16 protein-coding genes and 1 pseudogene are annotated in these 15,902 nt (G+C 64.6%); 5 read left to right on the forward strand and 12 right to left on the reverse strand.

Annotation, left to right across the window (positions count from 1 at the left end):
* The 6 genes from OKW28_RS01315 to OKW28_RS01340 all read right to left on the reverse strand — a co-directional run.
* On the reverse strand, positions 1-525 hold a 525-nt coding region (locus OKW28_RS01315; RefSeq protein ID WP_429443283.1), incomplete at its 3' end, for an amino acid ABC transporter permease.
* A gap of 62 nt (positions 526-587) precedes the next feature.
* Positions 588-1,409 (reverse strand): transporter substrate-binding domain-containing protein, encoded by an 822-nt coding sequence (locus OKW28_RS01320; protein WP_429446797.1) that lies wholly within the window; start codon positions 1,407-1,409, stop codon positions 588-590.
* Positions 1,410-1,471: 62 nt separating this feature from the next.
* Positions 1,472-2,566: an ABC transporter ATP-binding protein gene (locus OKW28_RS01325; protein ID WP_429443285.1), complete on the reverse strand. Its 1,095-nt coding sequence runs from the start codon at positions 2,564-2,566 to the stop codon at positions 1,472-1,474.
* 25 nt (positions 2,567-2,591) lie between these two features.
* A complete protein-coding gene (locus tag OKW28_RS01330; protein ID WP_429443287.1) occupies positions 2,592-3,485 on the reverse strand; it encodes an ABC transporter permease in 894 nt (297 codons plus the stop codon).
* Complete coding sequence (locus OKW28_RS01335; protein ID WP_429446799.1) at positions 3,482-4,465, reverse strand: ABC transporter permease; 984 nt, start codon at positions 4,463-4,465, stop codon at positions 3,482-3,484. The genes OKW28_RS01330 and OKW28_RS01335 overlap by 4 nt, the downstream gene beginning before the upstream one ends.
* Before the next feature lie 5 nt (positions 4,466-4,470).
* Entirely contained in the window at positions 4,471-5,565 is a 1,095-nt protein-coding gene (locus tag OKW28_RS01340) for an ABC transporter substrate-binding protein (RefSeq protein WP_429443289.1), read from the reverse strand.
* Positions 5,566-6,056: 491 nt separating this feature from the next.
* Here OKW28_RS01340 and OKW28_RS01345 point away from each other — a divergent pair, with 491 nt between their 5' ends.
* Positions 6,057-6,950, forward strand: a complete 894-nt coding sequence (locus OKW28_RS01345; RefSeq protein ID WP_429443291.1) for a LysR substrate-binding domain-containing protein — start codon at positions 6,057-6,059, stop codon at positions 6,948-6,950.
* A gap of 35 nt (positions 6,951-6,985) precedes the next feature.
* Here OKW28_RS01345 and OKW28_RS01350 read toward each other — a convergent pair whose 3' ends face one another.
* Both OKW28_RS01350 and OKW28_RS01355 read right to left on the reverse strand, forming a co-directional pair.
* On the reverse strand, positions 6,986-8,068 hold the full coding sequence (locus tag OKW28_RS01350) for a calcium:proton antiporter (RefSeq protein ID WP_429443293.1): 1,083 nt from the start codon (positions 8,066-8,068) through the stop codon (positions 6,986-6,988).
* A gap of 319 nt (positions 8,069-8,387) precedes the next feature.
* Positions 8,388-8,747: a BON domain-containing protein gene (locus tag OKW28_RS01355; RefSeq protein ID WP_429443295.1), complete on the reverse strand. Its 360-nt coding sequence runs from the start codon at positions 8,745-8,747 to the stop codon at positions 8,388-8,390.
* 369 nt (positions 8,748-9,116) lie between these two features.
* Between OKW28_RS01355 and OKW28_RS01360 the strand changes: the two genes are divergently transcribed.
* Complete coding sequence (locus tag OKW28_RS01360; protein ID WP_429443298.1) at positions 9,117-9,746, forward strand: DNA-3-methyladenine glycosylase; 630 nt, start codon at positions 9,117-9,119, stop codon at positions 9,744-9,746.
* A 301-nt stretch (positions 9,747-10,047) separates the two neighbouring features.
* On the forward strand, positions 10,048-10,389 hold the full coding sequence (locus OKW28_RS01365) for a DUF4148 domain-containing protein (RefSeq protein WP_429443300.1): 342 nt from the start codon (positions 10,048-10,050) through the stop codon (positions 10,387-10,389).
* Between the two features lie 254 nt (positions 10,390-10,643).
* On the opposite strand, the gene OKW28_RS01370 is transcribed toward OKW28_RS01365, so the two are convergent.
* Positions 10,644-11,087 carry a CBS domain-containing protein gene (locus tag OKW28_RS01370; protein ID WP_429443302.1) on the reverse strand — a complete coding sequence of 148 codons (444 nt, stop codon included), beginning with the start codon at positions 11,085-11,087 and terminating at the stop codon, positions 10,644-10,646.
* A 336-nt stretch (positions 11,088-11,423) separates the two neighbouring features.
* Here OKW28_RS01370 and ribA point away from each other — a divergent pair, with 336 nt between their 5' ends.
* Together ribA and OKW28_RS01380 are read left to right on the forward strand one after the other, a co-directional pair.
* Complete coding sequence (gene ribA, locus OKW28_RS01375; RefSeq protein WP_090805969.1) at positions 11,424-12,074, forward strand: GTP cyclohydrolase II; 651 nt, start codon at positions 11,424-11,426, stop codon at positions 12,072-12,074.
* Between the two features lie 138 nt (positions 12,075-12,212).
* Positions 12,213-12,691: pseudogene (locus tag OKW28_RS01380) on the forward strand (tyrosine-type recombinase/integrase); the annotation flags it as partial.
* A gap of 11 nt (positions 12,692-12,702) precedes the next feature.
* On the opposite strand, the gene OKW28_RS01385 reads toward OKW28_RS01380, so the two are convergent.
* The 3 genes from OKW28_RS01385 to OKW28_RS01395 form a co-directional block, all read right to left on the reverse strand.
* Positions 12,703-13,695 (reverse strand): sugar-binding protein, encoded by a 993-nt coding sequence (locus OKW28_RS01385; protein ID WP_429443305.1) that lies wholly within the window; start codon positions 13,693-13,695, stop codon positions 12,703-12,705.
* A 213-nt stretch (positions 13,696-13,908) separates the two neighbouring features.
* Positions 13,909-14,904 (reverse strand): ABC transporter permease, encoded by a 996-nt coding sequence (locus OKW28_RS01390; RefSeq protein WP_429443307.1) that lies wholly within the window; start codon positions 14,902-14,904, stop codon positions 13,909-13,911.
* 56 nt (positions 14,905-14,960) lie between these two features.
* Positions 14,961-15,800, reverse strand: coding sequence for an ATP-binding cassette domain-containing protein (locus OKW28_RS01395; RefSeq protein WP_429443309.1), 840 nt, complete (start codon positions 15,798-15,800; stop codon positions 14,961-14,963).
* Positions 15,801-15,902: the final 102 nt, after the last annotated feature.

Consider the following 15,902-nt stretch of genomic DNA (forward strand, 5'->3'; position numbering starts at 1 on the left):
ATAGGTCAGGTCGGGCACCGATATCTGCGACACGACGGCCGAGCCGAGCATCACGATCAGCACCTGGCCGAGCAGCGCGGGAAACACGTTGGCGAGCGCCTGCGGCAGCACGACGCAGCGGAACACCTGGCGTCCATGCAGGCCGAGCGCCTGGGCGGCCTGCACCTGGCCGCGCGAAATCGAATCGATGCCGGCGCGCACGATCTCGATCGCGTACGCGCCGAGATTGACGGTCATCGCAAGAATCGCGGCCTGGATCTCGTCGATATGAATGCCGAGGCTCGGCAGGCCGAAAAACACGAAGAACAACTGCACCAGAAAAGGCGTGTTGCGGATCAGCTCGACGTAGCTCGCGACCAGCCAGCGCGCCCACTTCGGCCCGGCCGCCGCGATGCTCGCGCCGGCGATCCCCACCAGCCCACCCGCCAGGGTCGACACGGCCGTGAGGCCGAGCGTCACGGCGGCGCCGCGCGCGAGCATCCCCGCATACAGGCCGAAGCCGCTGAAATCGAACGCGTAAGTCATGGCCTCTTGCCCATCGTAGGATCAGATCGCGGCGCGGCCTTCACGGCGCCACGCCACAGGGTTCAAAGATCGGCCGGCAGCGGCGCGCGCAGCCACTTCTGCGAAATCGCGTTCATCGTGCCGTCCTTGCGGGCCTTGGCAATCGTTTCGTCGACCTTCGCCTTCAGGCGCGGCTCGTTCTTGTTCAGACCGACGTGATCGGGCGAGCTGAACAGCGCGAACTTCTGCTCCGGATCGTTCGCCGGATGCCGCGCGAGAATCGTCGCGCCGACGTCGTTGCCGACCACCATCAACTGTACCTGACCAGAAAGAAACGCCGAAATGGCGCCGTTCGGATCGTCGAAACGTTTGATGTTCGCCGACGGCGGCGCGATCTTCGTCACGCTCAGGTCTTCGAGCGTGCCGCGCGCGACCGAGATCGACTTGCCGCCGAGGTCGGCGGCGTTTTTCACCGGCAGCGACTTCGGGCCGAACACCGCGAGGTAGTACGGCGCGTAGGGTTGCGAGAAGTCGATCACTTTTTCGCGCTCGGGCGTCTGGCCGACCGACAGCAACATGTCGGCCTTGCGGTCGGCGAGAAAGGCCATGCGGTTGTCGCCGGTGACCGGCACCAGTTCGACCTTCGCGTTGAGCGCCTTGCCGATCAGATTGGCGACGTCGATGTCGTAGCCGACCGGCTTCATGTCCGGACCGATCGAGCCGAACGGCGGATAGTCCTCGAATACGCCGATGCGCACGGTGCCGGACTTCGCGATGTCGTCGAGCGCGTCGGCATGCGCGGCCGATGGCAGCGCGCACAGCGCGCCGAGCGCGGTCATCGCGAGCGTCGCGGCGAGCGTCGCGAACACGCGGCGGGTCGATTGGAGAGCGGGGCGCTGGTTCATCATCTGTTCCTCTGTCGTCATGCGGTTTTATCGAAGCGAAGCGTGTGTGATGGGTTCGGGTATCAGGCGGCGCGCGCGGCGATCAGCTTGCACGCGTGCGGCGGCAGCTCGGCGAGCACCGGCATGCCGAGCGCGAGCCCGGGCGTTTCGCGCGGCGTGGTCGCGGCGGTCAGCGTGAAGCCGACGCAATCGATCGTCGCTTCGAGCGAGGCGCCGACGTCGCGAATGAACGTGACGGTACCGGGCAGCCGGTTCGCGTTCGGTGCTTCCGTGGCCGCCTTCACGCAGATGTCCTCGGGGCGAATCAGCAGGCGGATCGCGTCGCCGGCCGCACCCGGCTGCCGCGCATCGGCGAGCGGCGCGCTCGGGTTCGGCGTCACCGCGATGCGCCGTCCGCCCGGCAGGCTCACGATGCCCTCGCCGTCGTACCGCACCGGCAGGATGTTGCCGAGGCCGATGAAGTCGGCGACGAACTCGCTGACCGGATCGCGGTAGATGTCGAGCGGCTTGCCGACCTGCGCGATGCGGCCTTTCTCCATCACGACGATCTCGTCGGCCATCGTCATCGCTTCGCGCTGGTCGTGCGTGACCATGATCGTCGTGATGCCGAGGCGTTGCTGCAGCAGGCGGATTTCGACCTGCATCGCTTCGCGCAGCTTCGCGTCGAGCGCGGACAGCGGTTCGTCGAGCAGCAGCAGTTGGGGCTCCGAAGCGATCGCGCGCGCGATCGCGACGCGTTGGCGCTGGCCGCCCGACAGTTGCGTGACCGGCCGGTTCGCCATGTGCGGCAGCTGGATCAGTTCGAGCAGCTCGGCGACGCGGCGCGTTTGCTTCTCTTTCGAGACCTTGCGCAGCTTCAGCGGATACACGACGTTCTGCGCGACCGTCATATGCGGAAACAGCGCGAGCGACTGGAACACCATCCCAAAGTCGCGCCGATTGGCCGGCAGTCGCGTGATGTCGCGGCCGGCGAAATGGATGCTGCCCTCGGTCGGCGTTTCGAGGCCTGCGATCATCCGCAGCAGCGTGGTCTTGCCGCAGCCGGACGGGCCGAGAAAGCACACGAGCTTGCCGTCGGGCACGCTCAGGTCGACGTCGTCGACGGCATGCACGGCGCCGAAGCGCCGCGTGACGGCCTGCAAGGTCAGATGGGTCATCGGAAGCTCCAGCAAGGTGACGGGTTCACAGCGCGACGCCTTCGTCGCCGATCAGCTTTTCGAGCAGCCAGATCAGCGCGAAGTCGATCGCGACGATGACCACCGCGAAACAGAACACGGTCGGATCGAGCGACGACACCGTGCGGCTATAAAGCCACACCGGCAGCGTCATCGTATCGATGCTGTACAGGAAGAACGTCACCGTGAACTCGTTGAACGACACGATGAAGGCGAACAGCATGCCGGCGAGAATGCCGGGGCGCATCAGCGGCAGCACCACGTCGATGAGCGCGCGGCCGGGGCTCGCGCCCATCACGAGCGCGGCTTCCTCGAACTCGGGGCCGATCGACGCGACCGACGCCGCGCAGTTCTTCACCGTGAACGGCAGCGCCAGGATCACATGCGCGATGATCAGACGGCCGACGCCAAGCTCGACCGGCAGCACGTTGAACACCAGCAGCAGCGACAGGCCGAGCATCACGAGCGGATAGACGAGCGGCAGCGCGACCAGTTGCTCGACCACCGGCTTGCCGTGAAAACGGTAGCGCGACAGCGCGTACGCGGCGGGCACGGAGACCAGCGTCGCGATCAGCATCGTCGCTAGCGCGACGACGAGGCTCGTGGTCAGCGCGGCGCCCATCGACAGCGTATCGGTCGCGTCCGGTGACACGAAGCTGTGCCACGCCGCGCGGTACCAGTGCAGGCTGTACGCGTGCGGCGGGAATTCGAGCGTGTCGGCCGCGCTGAACGACATCGCGATCATCGTCAGGATCGGCAGCGCGGCGAGAAACAGCACCACGCCGGCGACGAGCGCGGTCGCGCGGCCGAGCTGGCCGGGCATCGTCTGCGGCAGGCGTGGAAAGCGGGGCGTCTGAGGTTCGGTGCGCGGCAGGCGCGAACTCGGCAGCGGCGTGCTCATGCGTGAGGCTCCCCGGTCAGACGTTGGGTGCGGCGCACGAGCCGTTGCGACAGCGCCATCACGGCGAGCGTCGCGATCATCAGCACCAGGCCGGAAGCGGAGGCGGCCGGCCAGTTCAGCAGCGGCGCGACCTGATCGTGCACCAGCACCGCGAGCATCGGCACACGCCGGCCGCCGAGCAGCAGCGGCACCGCGAACGCGCTCGCGTTGTACGCGAACACCAGCAGCGCGCCCGACACGAGGCCCGGCATCGCGAGCGGCAGCAGCACGTGACGCAGCGTTTGCCAGCGCGTCGCGCCGAGCGTCGCGGCGGCTTCCTCGTACGAGATCGACACCGCGCGCATCGCGCTGGACAGCGGCAGCACGGCGAGCGGAAACGCGGTCTGGATCAGCCCCAGCAGCACGCCATGCTCGCGATACAGCCACATCACCGGACGCTCGACGAGTCCGCTCGCGAGCAGAGCGTGATTGAGCAGACCCGCCGGGCCGAGGATCACGAGCCAGCCATAGCCTTGCAGCAGCAGATTGACGAGCAGCGGCAGCAGCACACCCGCGAGCAGCAGCCGGCGCGCGAGCCGCGATGTCGTGCGCGCCATCGCGAGCGCGACCGGAATTGCGAGCACGACCGCGCACAGCATGCTCTGGAACGCGAGCCGCAGCGTCAGCCACAACGATTTCAGGAAGTAGCCGTCGAGCAGGTCCGCGTAGTTCTGCAGCGTGAAGCTGCGCCATTCGTTGCCGGACGTGCCGAAGCTCATGCGCAGCACGACCAGCGCGGCCGCGCCGAGTATCGCCAGAAACAGCAGGATCGGCGCGAGCAGCAGCCACGGCCGGGCTTTCGCGAGCGTCGTTGCGCCGGCAGCGGGGTCGGACGCGGCCGTCGCAACAACTGCGGAAGCGGAGGCGCCGCCGCCGGGCGCTGGGCCCGGCGCGGCTTCGTCCGGCATCATCGCGGCACGCCGCGGGAAGCGCGCGAGCATCGTGGTTACGCCGAGAAGATTTCGGTGTAGCGCTTGATCCATGCCGGCTGCACGGCGGCGAGCGCCTTGTCGTCATGCAGCACGGCTTTCTCGGCGATCTGCTGCGGGCTCGGCACGAACGCGCGGCTCTCGGCCGGAATCATCGCTTTCGAATTGACTGGGCCGTTCAGCACATCGGCGGCCATGCGGCCTTGCACGCCGGCGTCGAGCGAGTGATTGATGAACGCGTGGATCAGGTCGGTGTCGCCCGGATGCGCTTTCGGAATCACCGTGAACATCAGTTGCGTCGCGAAGCCTTCCTTCATGCCGTAGGTCACGCCCATCTTGTATTCGGGCTTGCGGATCTGACCCGGGAAAAACGCGGGCGAGTAGATGCCGCCGATGTCGAGCGAGCCCGTGCGGAACAGGTCGGCCACCTGGTTCGGGTTCTCGCCGAGCGTCATCACGTGGTCTTTGAGTTGCGCGAGCTTCTTGAAGCCGGGCTCGATGTTCTGCTGCGAACCGCCGTTCATCTTCGCGGCGATGATCGCGAGATCGACCGCTTCGGCCCACTCGGGCGGCGGCAGGAAAACGCGGCCGGTGTATTTCGGGTCCCACAGCGCCTCGTACGACGAAGGCGGCGTCTTGACCGTCGCGGTGTTGTAGATGAGGCCGTCGGACCACAGCAGATAGCCGACGCCGAAACCGTTCGCGCCGGTGCGGTATGGCGGCGCGACTTCTTTCAGGTTCGGCAGGCGGTCGAGGTCGGGCTTCATCAGCAGGCCCGCGTCGGCGAGGCCGGAGGCGCCGACGCCGGCGAGCGTGATCACGTCATAGGTGGGGCGCTCGCCCGCTGCCTTGACTTTCGCGACCATGCCGGAGGTGCCGTCGGCGCGATCGGCGATGACCTTCGCGCCGGTCTTCGCGGTGAAGGTCGCGGCGATGTTGCGCAGCGCGGCCGTGCCGGTATCGTCCGACCACGTGAGGATGCGCAGCGTCTTGCCGCTGAAGTTGTGCTCCTGCGCGCGCAGGTTGAGGAACGGCATCGGCAGCGCGGATGCCGCGAGCGCCGTACCGATCATCTTGATGGCCTGCCTTCTACCCCGTTTGATCTGCTGCATGGCGGTCTCCTGTGTTGAACGCCCGTTGCCCATGATTCGCCGTGACCGCTGCCGGATATACCGTGCGTGGATGCACTGTAGGTTTGCCAAAATCACGCAACAATCGAAATATGCGCATGGATGGCATGACGTACGCTCATGGCTCGCCGCCGGCGATCACGGGGGCGAGCGATTCGACGACGCGGCGGGAAGCTACGGGCGATGGCTTATGCGGGTTAACGTCCATATCTGGCTGAGGAATCCCAGCGTGCGTCGAGGTATGAGGAAAGCTCGGTTCTGGTGCGATTGCTGAAGGCTTTTTTGCACCACGCCGGTGCGACATTCTTCAGTACGGGCGTTTGCACGCATGCCATGAGTCGAACGCATGCGGGTTTGCCCGCGCGCCCACTCGTGCGCGCATAGCCGATCGCGTATGCTGTGGGCGTGACAGGCAGGGCGGCGAGGGGCGCTGCCGCAGCCACGCAATGATTTTTTCTGATCCTGGATATCCGATGCGACGCCTACCGCCGCTCAACGCGCTGCAGATTTTCGAAACCGTCGCGCGCCATCGCAGCTTCACGCGTGCTGCCGATCATCTGTGCCTGACGCAAGGCGCGGTCAGCCGGCAGATCATCGCGCTCGAGGAGTACTACAAGTTTCCGCTGTTCAGGCGTCACGCAAAGGGGCTGACGCTGACCGCCGAGGGCGAAATGCTGCTGCCGGCGGTCAAGGAGAGCTTCGCGCGGATCGAGGAAATGTCGCTGCGCTTGACGAGGCAGCGCACCGATCTCGCGCTCAAGGTGCCGACCTGCGTGATGCGCTGGATGCTGCCGAAGATCATGCGCTTCCAGTCCGACTATCCCGATCTGCACGTGCAGATCACGACCACCTGGCAGCACGACGTCGATTTCCAGAGCGAGCCGTTCGACGCGGCGATCATCTACGGTTCGTCGCCCGGTGCGGACGTGCAGGCGGTGTCGCTGTTCGAGGAGCGTCTGACGCCGGTCTGCACGCCCGAGCTGCTGAAGGACAAGCCGCTCGCGCAGGTGGCCGATCTCGCGCGCCACACGCTGCTGCATCCGACGCGCGATCACCGCGACTGGAAGATGTGGCTCGCGAAAGTCGCGGAAGCCGATTCGGCGGGCGCCGCGACGATCGACGCGGAACTCGGCCCGAGCTTCGATACGCTCGACATGGCGACCAACGCCGCCGCGCAGGGCTTCGGTGTCGCGATCAGCGACCTCGCGCTAATCGACGAGGACGTCGCCGCCCGGCGCCTCGTGCGGCCGTTCGATACCGTGCTGAAGACCGGCTGGCGCTATTACTTCGTGTATCCGGACTCAGTCGCGCAACAGCAGAAGCTGAATCTGTTCCGCGACTGGATCGCCGAGCATTGGGAAGAGTGAGGTTGCCGTCCACCCGTGTCGGATAAGGCATCGCGTCACGGCGCGAACGACAGAAACAGATAAGCCGCGAACAGCGACAGATGCACGGCGCCTTGCAGAATCGTCGTGCGCCCGGTGCTGAGCGTCAGCGTGGCGACCACCAGCGTGAGCGCGAGCAGCACCATGTCCTTGCCATCGATGCCGAGCACGATAGGCCGACCGATGTACAGGAACACGCCCGCGACGGTGGGAATAGTCAGGCCGATACTCGCCAGTGACGAGCCGAGCGCGAGGTTCAGGCTGGTCTGCAGGCGGTCGGCGCGCGCTGCGCGCAGCGCCGCGAGCCCTTCCGGCAACAGCACCAGCGACGCAATCACAATACCGACCACCGCCGGCGGCGCGCCCGCGCTCAGCACCGCGGACTCGACCACCGGCGACAGCACTTTCGCGAGCAGCACGACCGCGACGAGGCTCACGAGCAGCAGCACGCCGCTGATGGCGGCGAGGCGCGCGCCCGGCGGCTCGGCATGGACGTCTTCGTCGGGCACGCCGGCGAGGAAGTAGTCGCGATGGCGCACCGTCTGCACGAACACGAACACGCAGTACAGCACCAGCGACGACACGCCGGCAAACGCGAGCTGCGACGGCGAAAGGACAGGCCCAGGGCTGGTGGTCGTGAAATTCGGCATCACGAGCGTCAGTACCGACAGCGACGCGAGCACCGCCAGCGCGGCCGCCGCGCCGCGGCTCTGGAAGTCCTGTTCCAGATGGCGGATGCCGCCCACCAGCAGACACAGCCCGACGAGCCCGTTGCAGACGATCATCACGGCCGCGAATACCGTATCGCGCGCGAGGCCGGCTTTCTCGGGACCGGACGTCAGCATCACCGAGACGATCAGCGCCACCTCGATCACCGTGACGGCGACCGCGAGCACCATCGTGCCAAACGGCTCGCCGACGCGATGCGCGACCACTTCGGCATGATGCACGGCGGCAAACACGGCCGCGCATAGCGACATGCCGGCCAGTGCGAGCAGCAGCGTGTTGCCCGGCATCGCGTAGGCGGCGGCGAGCACGATCCAGCTAACGATCGGCGCGACGAGAGTCCAACGAGGCAAGACGGTCACGGACGCAGTCATCCGGCCTTCCTTTCGGTGCGTGTGTGAACCTGAAGTAATATCTTAACAAGTGACGTTAAGCTATTAAATTATCGGGGATAACTCGTTACGAGAAGCCGTCGCCACGCGGTCGGGTCGTCATCGCGACGCGCGTAGCGCATTAAAAATATCGCGGTTTCGGGGGCGCGGGGAATCGCCGCGTCGGATGGTGCGATGGCCGCACCGTGAGGCAATAGTGTCGAGCGCTGCATCGGAGGGGGAATTGGCGTCGCGGCGGAGCTTTCCGCCGTCGACGCCAGCTTGCTGCTGTTACCGCAACTTCTTCGGCCGTTCGACCGGATTACTGGCCCATCGCGCGGATCGACAGTGCGCTCTTCACCGACGTCACGCCTGCCACGCCTTGAGCGGCGTTCGTCGCGAGTTCGATCTGAGCCTGTTCCGGCACCGAGCCTTCCAGCGTGACGGCGCCGTCGCGTGCGCGCACGGTGATATTGCCGACGGTCAGGCCCTTCGTACGCGCGAGCGCCGCGCGGACCTTCTTCTGCAGCGCGCGATTAGCCGCGCGAGTCTGCTTGGCGGTCGGTGCCGATGCCGCCGGCGCTGCGGTCGCGGCCGCATCGCTGCTTTGCGCGTACGCGTTGAGGGAAGCGAGAACGACCAGCGCGCCGCCGATCACCTTGATTGCCGAGAATGCTTTCATTCAACCATCTCCTGTTGTCGTAGAACGTCGATCCCCGGATGGGGTCGATTTTTATACACCAGCGGGTACAGCGGGATTCAATGCCAATGGAACAGGCACAGCAGTCTGCGAACGCTTTCAGCCGACACGCGGTTTCAGCGAGCCGCGAAGCGCGCGCCGAAACATGCAAACGGCCGTGTGACCGGCCGGATGCACACAATACAACAATTGGTGCCATGTTGACTTCCATGGCGCAGAAAATGAGGCTTCGGTACAACGAATTTGTCGAGCGTAACCGGTCGATGACGTGGGAGTGGGGCGACTGCGCGCTTGTCGCGAGGCCGTAGGTTTCAGCACCGATTTCAGCACCGACTCGAGGAAACCCAGCGCATGCGAAACGAAGCTCTTCCGATCCGACCGTTGCGCCGCGAGGATCTGCCGACCGATACCGTGGAACTCGCGCGCTTCATGGTCGGCAAATATCTCGTGCACGATCTGCCCGAAGGACGCCTGAGCGGACGCATCGTCGAGACCGAGGCGTATCCGCTCGGCGACTCGACGAGCCATGCGTTCATCGGACGTCGTCCGTACAACGGGTCGATGTTCCTCGCGCGCGGTCATGCTTATGTGCGGCTGACCTACGGCGTGTCTTACATGCTCAACATGTCGTCCGAAGCGGAGGAGGTCGGCGCCGGCATCCTGCTGCGCGCGATCGAACCGCTCGAAGGACTCGCGCTGATGGAAGCGCGCCGTCCCGGCGTGCCGCTGCGCGATCTCGCGCGCGGACCCGGCCGGCTGACGGTGGCGTTCGGCATCGGCCAGACGTTCGACGGCCGCGATTTGTGTACGGGGCGGGGGCTATGGATCGGCGTGATCGAGACTGGCGACGCGCCGATCGGCGTGACGACGCGCATCGGCCTGTCGCGCGAGATGCACCGTCCGTTGCGATTTTTCGAGCCGGGCAGCGCGTTCGTCAGCGGCCCGCGCAAGCTACTGACGATTCCGCATTCGGGCGCATGACGTCGCAGCTACGCGCGTACATCGATTCAGACGTTTCGGCGTGCGTGCGGGCGAATTTTTTCTTCGATCAGACGTATTTCGGAAACATCAGACGCAAAGGTGACGATCCGGGCAATTGTTACCCCGAAGATCATGCTAACGGAGGCGGTTCCACGATATTTCCGAGATCGTTGCGAACTGAGCAATTTTCTATCTCGCAATTAAGGGTTTTCCCTTGGCAGTGCGGTGACTAGACTCAAGTCATTCGCTGGACACCGAGGTGTCGGCGATGCAGATAAAACCACATTGGAGGGAAGTCATCATGAAATCGCTGATCAAGGCAGTTGCCATTGCGGCCTTTGTCGCCGCGCCAGTCGTATCGTTCGCGCAGTCGAGCGAGCAGCCGGTCACCCGCGCGGAAGTCCGCAGCGAACTGATCCAGCTGGAGCACGCGGGCTACAACCCGTCGACCTCGAGCGACCCGAATTATCCGGCCGACATCCAGGCCGCCGAGCAGCGCGTGCAAGCGCAAAATCCGGCCGTCGCGCAAACCCAGCCGAGCGCTGATACCAGCGGTTACGGCGCGCCGATGAGCGGATCGACCCAGGCGGGCGGCATGAAGCAGCCGATGAGCGGCCCGAAGAGCGTCTATTTCGGTAACTAAGCAGGCAGCAGAATCTGTGTGCGCGTCGTTTGACTGCGCACACAGCGTTTCATACCCGGTACTGTTTCAAACGAGCGCGCCGCACTCATGCGCCCGAGAGCGTGTGATCCGCGCGCGTTGCGTTCCTCTTTCCGAAGGAACCTCCGCTGCCGCAAGGTAGCTTGGCCCAAGCTCTTAGAGGTTTGGGCTTTTTTTGCGTCTGGTCCCGCGCGGATGATCGATGCGGTGTCGCTAAGCGAAAACCGTGCTGCCTGTTAGAGCCGTTCGCCGTGAATATAGAACTCGAGTTGCTGAATCGTGAACTGCTGTTCCGCGATGATGTCCTTCACGAGGTCGCCAATCGACACCATGCCGACCAGCCTCTCGTTGTCGATGACAGGCAGGTGACGCATGCGCCGCTCGGTCATCAGCGCCATGCACTCTTCGGTCGTCTGGTCCGGACGAACGAAGCGCACCGCCTTGCTCATGATGTCGCGCACCGGCGTCGCCTTCGACGATCGGTCCATCAGCACGATCTTGCGCGCGTAGTCGCGCTCCGTGATGATGCCGGCGATGCTGTCGCCGTCCGTCACCACCAGCGCGCCGATGCCTTTCTCGGCCATCAACCGGATCGCCTCGTAGACGGAATCGTCGGCGCCGATCGTGTAGACGTCGGAGGGGTTCGGTTTCGTTTTAAGAAGCTGTGCAACGCTTGTCATGGAGCGGCTCCGTTTCGCAATGCAGCACGCCGAAGTGGCGCACTGTCGTGAGGGACAGGCGATACCAGTATAGGCGCGACGCGCGCCCGCGGTACACCGGGAATACCTCGGGCGCGCCGGACGATGCGCGCTGGATTGACGCGGTCCGCGTCGGCTTGTTTCGGGTCTCGGGGTCGTGTTTCGCCTGATGCGCGTGTCTGGTGCGGCTTGTCGCGGGGCAGCGTCCCGTGCAAGCGAAGGGGCATCCGCGTGCTGCATGCGGATTAGCGGTAAACTCGCAGTCCACACCTTATCCCCGGCTCGACCGGGTTCATGCCAGCACCATTGTTCAACGCCATGCTCACGTCTCAGGATCCATCGCCCGCAGCGGACGGCGCCGTCACCGGCGAATGCGTCGTGCTCGACGCCACCGCCACGCTGCCCACGCGCTACGGCACGTTCACTTCCTATGTGTTTCGCGTGGTCGACAGCGGCGCCGAACATCTCGCGCTCGTGATGGGCGATGTCGCCAACCAGTCGTCGGTGCTGACGCGCCTGCATTCGGAATGTCTGACGGGCGACGTGCTCGGCTCCTATCGCTGCGACTGCGGCGAGCAGCTCGATCTCGCGCTGCGCTATATCGCGGCAGAGGGTTGCGGCGTACTGCTGTATCTGCGCGGCCACGAAGGACGCGGCATCGGTCTGTCGAACAAGATCCGCGCGTATGCGCTGCAGGAGCAAGGGCGCGATACCGTCGAAGCCAACCTCGATCTCGGCCTGCCCGACGATTCACGTGAATACGATTCGGCCGCGGGCATCCTGCGCACGCTGAAGGTCACGTCGGTGCGGCTGATGAGTAACAATCCCGAAAAGTTCGACACGCTGTCGAAGCACGGCATTCCGGTGTGCGAGCGTGTCGCCCTCGCGATTCCGATGCGCGAGGAAAACGAGCGGTATATCCGCACGAAGCAGCTGAAGTTCGGGCATTACTTCGACGAGAACGAATAGCCATGTTTTCAGGCTTGTCCCGGTAAGCCAAAAGGCTTCCAGGATATACGACAAGTATCTGAATTTTAAGAAAATATTAACGCTTCGCTTACCCCAAACTTGTGATGCTGGCGTAGGTTTTTGTGCCGTTGTGCAGAAACCTACGCCGAGTCTTTCGATTTCCTCGAGTCGTACCGGTCGACGCCGGCGCCTTCGCATGGAACTGGGTAGCGCCCGGCATTACGCACTTGATGCTGGTCGTCTTCCTGAAAACACCGCGAATTGGTGGAGGGAAGTTCTGAGAGGGCGACTGAAGAGCAAACGGCGCAAGGTCGAGGGCAAATACACCGGGACCCAGAAACGAGTGCTATCAGCAGATGAACTGGGTACATTGATCCGGTGGCTGCCGAACTTCAGTTTGACTGTGGCTGATGCGTTGACGCTCTACCTTCGGACCGGCACGCGTGGTGGCGAGATCGTCGCTATGGAGAGCACGGAGATTGCGGAGGAAGCGGACGGTCTCTGGTGGACGATCCCGAAACAAAAGACCAAGGGGCTTCATAACGAGAGAGCAACGGATCTGCGCGTGCCGCGCGTAGGGCGCGCCGAGGTCGTTGTGCGACGGCGGCTGGATCAGGGCCGCCGGCCTTCAATGCTTCAGGCAAGTGTCGGCGTTCTTCCATGTGCAGACGTCGAGTCCGGTGTGAATGACCTGAGGTACCGACTTCCCTTCCGCGAGGTCACGCATGACCATCGCGGCGCGGTAGCCCATTTCCTCGGGCCGCTGGCCGACGAGCACATTCACCTTGCGGTCCTTGAGCGCTTGCAGTTCGGGCCCGAGCGTATCCGCCGAGACGATCACGAACTTGCCGTTCTTGATCTTGTCCATTATCGGCGCGACAACCTGCGAAAAGGCCTGCGGCGCAAAGAGAGGCCAGCCGCCCGCTAGCAGAAAGGCGTCGAGACCGGTAGGGTTGGCGGTCAGCGTGTCCTGCATCATCTGGTTCGCCTTGGCGGCGTCGTCGTTCACGTAAAGCGGACAGCCACTGATCTCATGCCAGCCGTTCTCGCCAGCAAGCTTCGTGATCCCTTTCTTCCCGGAGAGCACATCGCGCGCGCCCTGGGCCCGCTGGTTGATGTTCTCCGCTGCCGGATTGCCCATCACCAGGCAGACATTGCCGCCTTTCGGCATCAGCATCTTCAACTGCTCGCCAAGCTTGGCGCCCAGTTCGTAGTTGTCGGTGCCGACATAGCTCTTGCGCAGTGACGCATCCTTCGGCAGCAGATCGGCATCCGCGGTGATGACCGGGACCGATCCGCCGCGGCGGCGCAGCACCTCTCCCACAGCCGGCGCGTTCGCGGGCGAGATCGCCATGCTCGCGACGCCCTTGGTCAGCAGGTCGTCGATGATCTGCACTTGCGCGCTCTCGTCCGCGGCGGTCGCGGGACCGGTGTAGTAGCAGTTGTAGCCTTGCTTGTTGAGTTCCTTGTTCGCCCGTTCGCATCCTTGATGCATGAGGTCGAAGTACGGGTTGTCGAGACCCTTCACCACCAGCGCAAGGGTCTTATCGGCCGCGAAGCCCGGGGACGCCAGCATCGCGAGTCCTCCAGCCGCAGCAAGACACATCCACAGTTTCTTCATTGCTTCCTCCTGTTCGGCGCCGGCTCTACGGTGCCCATGTCGGCCTGCACAGTCTTCATAACGATCCAGCGTCAGGCCCGAAATCGGAACTCGGCCTTGGAGCGGATCCTCGCGGTCTTGTGAACCCATGCGTGCGGCAGTTCCGCGCCTAATCCGGCCGCACCCGCTTCCCGCGGCACCGGCCGGGAAGCGGCCGGCGCGTCCAACGACATTTCAATCTCCTTGCCGCTCGCCACCGAGCCTGTTGAAGAGCACCGCGACGACGATGAAGCTGCCGACGACCGTGCCCTGCCAGAACGCGTCGACGCCGAGCAGGATCAGGCTGTTGCGGATGACCTCGATGAGCGCCGCGCCGACGATCGTGCCGAAGGCGCTGCCAACCCCGCCGATCAGATTGGTCCCGCCGACCACGGTAGCAGCGATCACGCGCAGTTCGTCGCCCGTGCCGAGGCCTGTCGTCACCGCGCCTAGCCAGCCGACTTCGAGAATCGCCGCGACGCCCGCCATGAGGCCGCAGAGCATGTAGACGGAACAAACGATGCGGCGCACCGGTACGCCGGTGAGAGTCGCCGCATGACGGTTGCCGCCGATCGCGAACACGTAGCGGCCCCAGCGCGTCCAGCCGAACGCGAACCAGAACAGCAGCCCAAGCAGGATCAGGAACCACACCGGATTGGCGACGCCGAGCGTCGCGCCGCCGCCGAGCGCGAGGAGCTTGCTCCCGTCGGGGCCGAAATCGAAAATGGTCCGGCTGCGGGAGATCACGAGTGCGAGGCTGCGGCCGACGCTCAGCATGGCGAGCGTCACGACGAAAGGCTGCATGCCGAGATACGCGATGAGCAAGCCGTTGACGAGGCCGACCAGCCCGGCGGTCAGTAGTCCCATGCCGATACCGGCCCAGATCGGGTAGCCCGCGTTCATGACGACCGAGAGCACGATACCGCTGATGCCGATCGTCGAGCCAACCGAAATGTCGATGCCGCCCGTGACGATCACCGCCATCATTCCCAGCGCCACGATGGCGACGAAGGCGAAGTTTCGCGTAACGTTGAAAAGATTCTCGGAGGTCGCGAAGGTCGAGGTCGCGAAAGACAGGGCGATACAGGCGACGATCGTTGCCAGCACGACCCAGAACACCTGGCTTGCGAGCAATCCCGACCAGCGAGTATGCGTCCTCGCGGACTGTGGATCATCGAGCAATGGCGGCATTGTAGGGGGCCTTCGCGGCGCGTCGTTCAATGTGGTGGCTCCAATGCGAGGCAGGTTCAGGCAGCGGCGATGGCGCCGGTGATCAGTCCGGTCACTTCTTCCGGGGAGGACTCTTCGGCCTTCTTGTCCGCGACCTTGCGCCCGCGCCGCATGACAACCACCCGGTGGGCGACGGCGAATACGTCAGGCATGCGGTGGCTGATGAGGATGACGGCGATACCGTGTTCGGACAGGCGTCTGATGAGATCGAGCACCTCGACGACCTGGCGCACACTGATCGCGGCGGTCGGCTCGTCCATGAGAACGAGCCTCGCTTCCGAGAGGCGCGTGCGGGCGATGGCCACCGCCTGCCGCTGTCCCCCCGACATTTGCCTGACGAGGTCGCGCGGGCGCGTCTCGGACTTCAGTGCCTTGAACAGTTCACCCGCACGCCGATACATGGTCGCGTGATCGAGCACGCGGATAGGCCCGAACCCGACCCGCAGTTCGCGGCCAAGGAAAACGTTGGCGGCTGCCGTCAGGTTGTCGCAGAGCGCGAGATCCTGATAGACGACTTCGATGCCGCGCGCGCGCGCGTCGACCGGCTTGTTGAAATGCACGGGATTTCCATCGATGAGAATTTCGCCGTGCGAAGGTGGAAAGTTGCCGGCGACGACCTTCACCAAAGTCGATTTCCCGGCCCCGTTATCGCCCATGAGCCCCACGACCTGACCTGGCTCGAGACTGAGCGTCACGTCGGTCAGGGCCTGAATGGCGCCGAAATGCCTGGAAACGCCTCTGAGCTCAAGAAGACTCATGGACAGTCGTGCTCGCTGGGTGGAGGCGTCCATGGCATTGGCCGGACGGCCAGTAGACACGCGAAGGAAGTAGATGTTTTTTAGCGCACGATAGGGCATTTAGCAAGGCACTTTAGCTACCTGTCGAACGTACCGCCGAATCGGAAGGCGCGTCCAGTGCGGCTCCGCACGAAGCGGCGAGCGGTGGCCGCTGAGGGGCGT

This window comes from Paraburkholderia sp. 40 (assembly GCF_050434105.1).
GTDB lineage: Bacteria > Pseudomonadota > Gammaproteobacteria > Burkholderiales > Burkholderiaceae > Paraburkholderia > Paraburkholderia tuberum.

Bases quoted from the DNA above. Each gene is read 5' to 3' on its own strand.
- OKW28_RS01320 (WP_429446797.1), bottom strand. From the start codon at position 1,409: ATGAACCAGCGCCCCGCTCTCCAATCGACCCGCCGCGTGTTCGCGACG.
- OKW28_RS01325 (WP_429443285.1), bottom strand. From the start codon at position 2,566: ATGACCCATCTGACCTTGCAGGCCGTCACGCGGCGCTTCGGCGCCGTG.
- OKW28_RS01330 (WP_429443287.1), bottom strand. From the start codon at position 3,485: ATGAGCACGCCGCTGCCGAGTTCGCGCCTGCCGCGCACCGAACCTCAG.
- OKW28_RS01335 (WP_429446799.1), bottom strand. From the start codon at position 4,465: ATGCTCGCGCGCTTCCCGCGGCGTGCCGCGATGATGCCGGACGAAGCC.
- OKW28_RS01340 (WP_429443289.1), bottom strand. From the start codon at position 5,565: ATGCAGCAGATCAAACGGGGTAGAAGGCAGGCCATCAAGATGATCGGT.
- OKW28_RS01345 (WP_429443291.1), top strand. From the start codon at position 6,057: ATGCGACGCCTACCGCCGCTCAACGCGCTGCAGATTTTCGAAACCGTC.
- OKW28_RS01350 (WP_429443293.1), bottom strand. From the start codon at position 8,068: ATGACTGCGTCCGTGACCGTCTTGCCTCGTTGGACTCTCGTCGCGCCG.
- OKW28_RS01355 (WP_429443295.1), bottom strand. From the start codon at position 8,747: ATGAAAGCATTCTCGGCAATCAAGGTGATCGGCGGCGCGCTGGTCGTT.
- OKW28_RS01360 (WP_429443298.1), top strand. From the start codon at position 9,117: ATGCGAAACGAAGCTCTTCCGATCCGACCGTTGCGCCGCGAGGATCTG.
- OKW28_RS01365 (WP_429443300.1), top strand. From the start codon at position 10,048: ATGAAATCGCTGATCAAGGCAGTTGCCATTGCGGCCTTTGTCGCCGCG.
- OKW28_RS01370 (WP_429443302.1), bottom strand. From the start codon at position 11,087: ATGACAAGCGTTGCACAGCTTCTTAAAACGAAACCGAACCCCTCCGAC.
- ribA (WP_090805969.1), top strand. From the start codon at position 11,424: ATGCTCACGTCTCAGGATCCATCGCCCGCAGCGGACGGCGCCGTCACC.
- OKW28_RS01385 (WP_429443305.1), bottom strand. From the start codon at position 13,695: ATGAAGAAACTGTGGATGTGTCTTGCTGCGGCTGGAGGACTCGCGATG.
- OKW28_RS01390 (WP_429443307.1), bottom strand. From the start codon at position 14,904: ATGCCGCCATTGCTCGATGATCCACAGTCCGCGAGGACGCATACTCGC.
- OKW28_RS01395 (WP_429443309.1), bottom strand. From the start codon at position 15,800: ATGCCCTATCGTGCGCTAAAAAACATCTACTTCCTTCGCGTGTCTACT.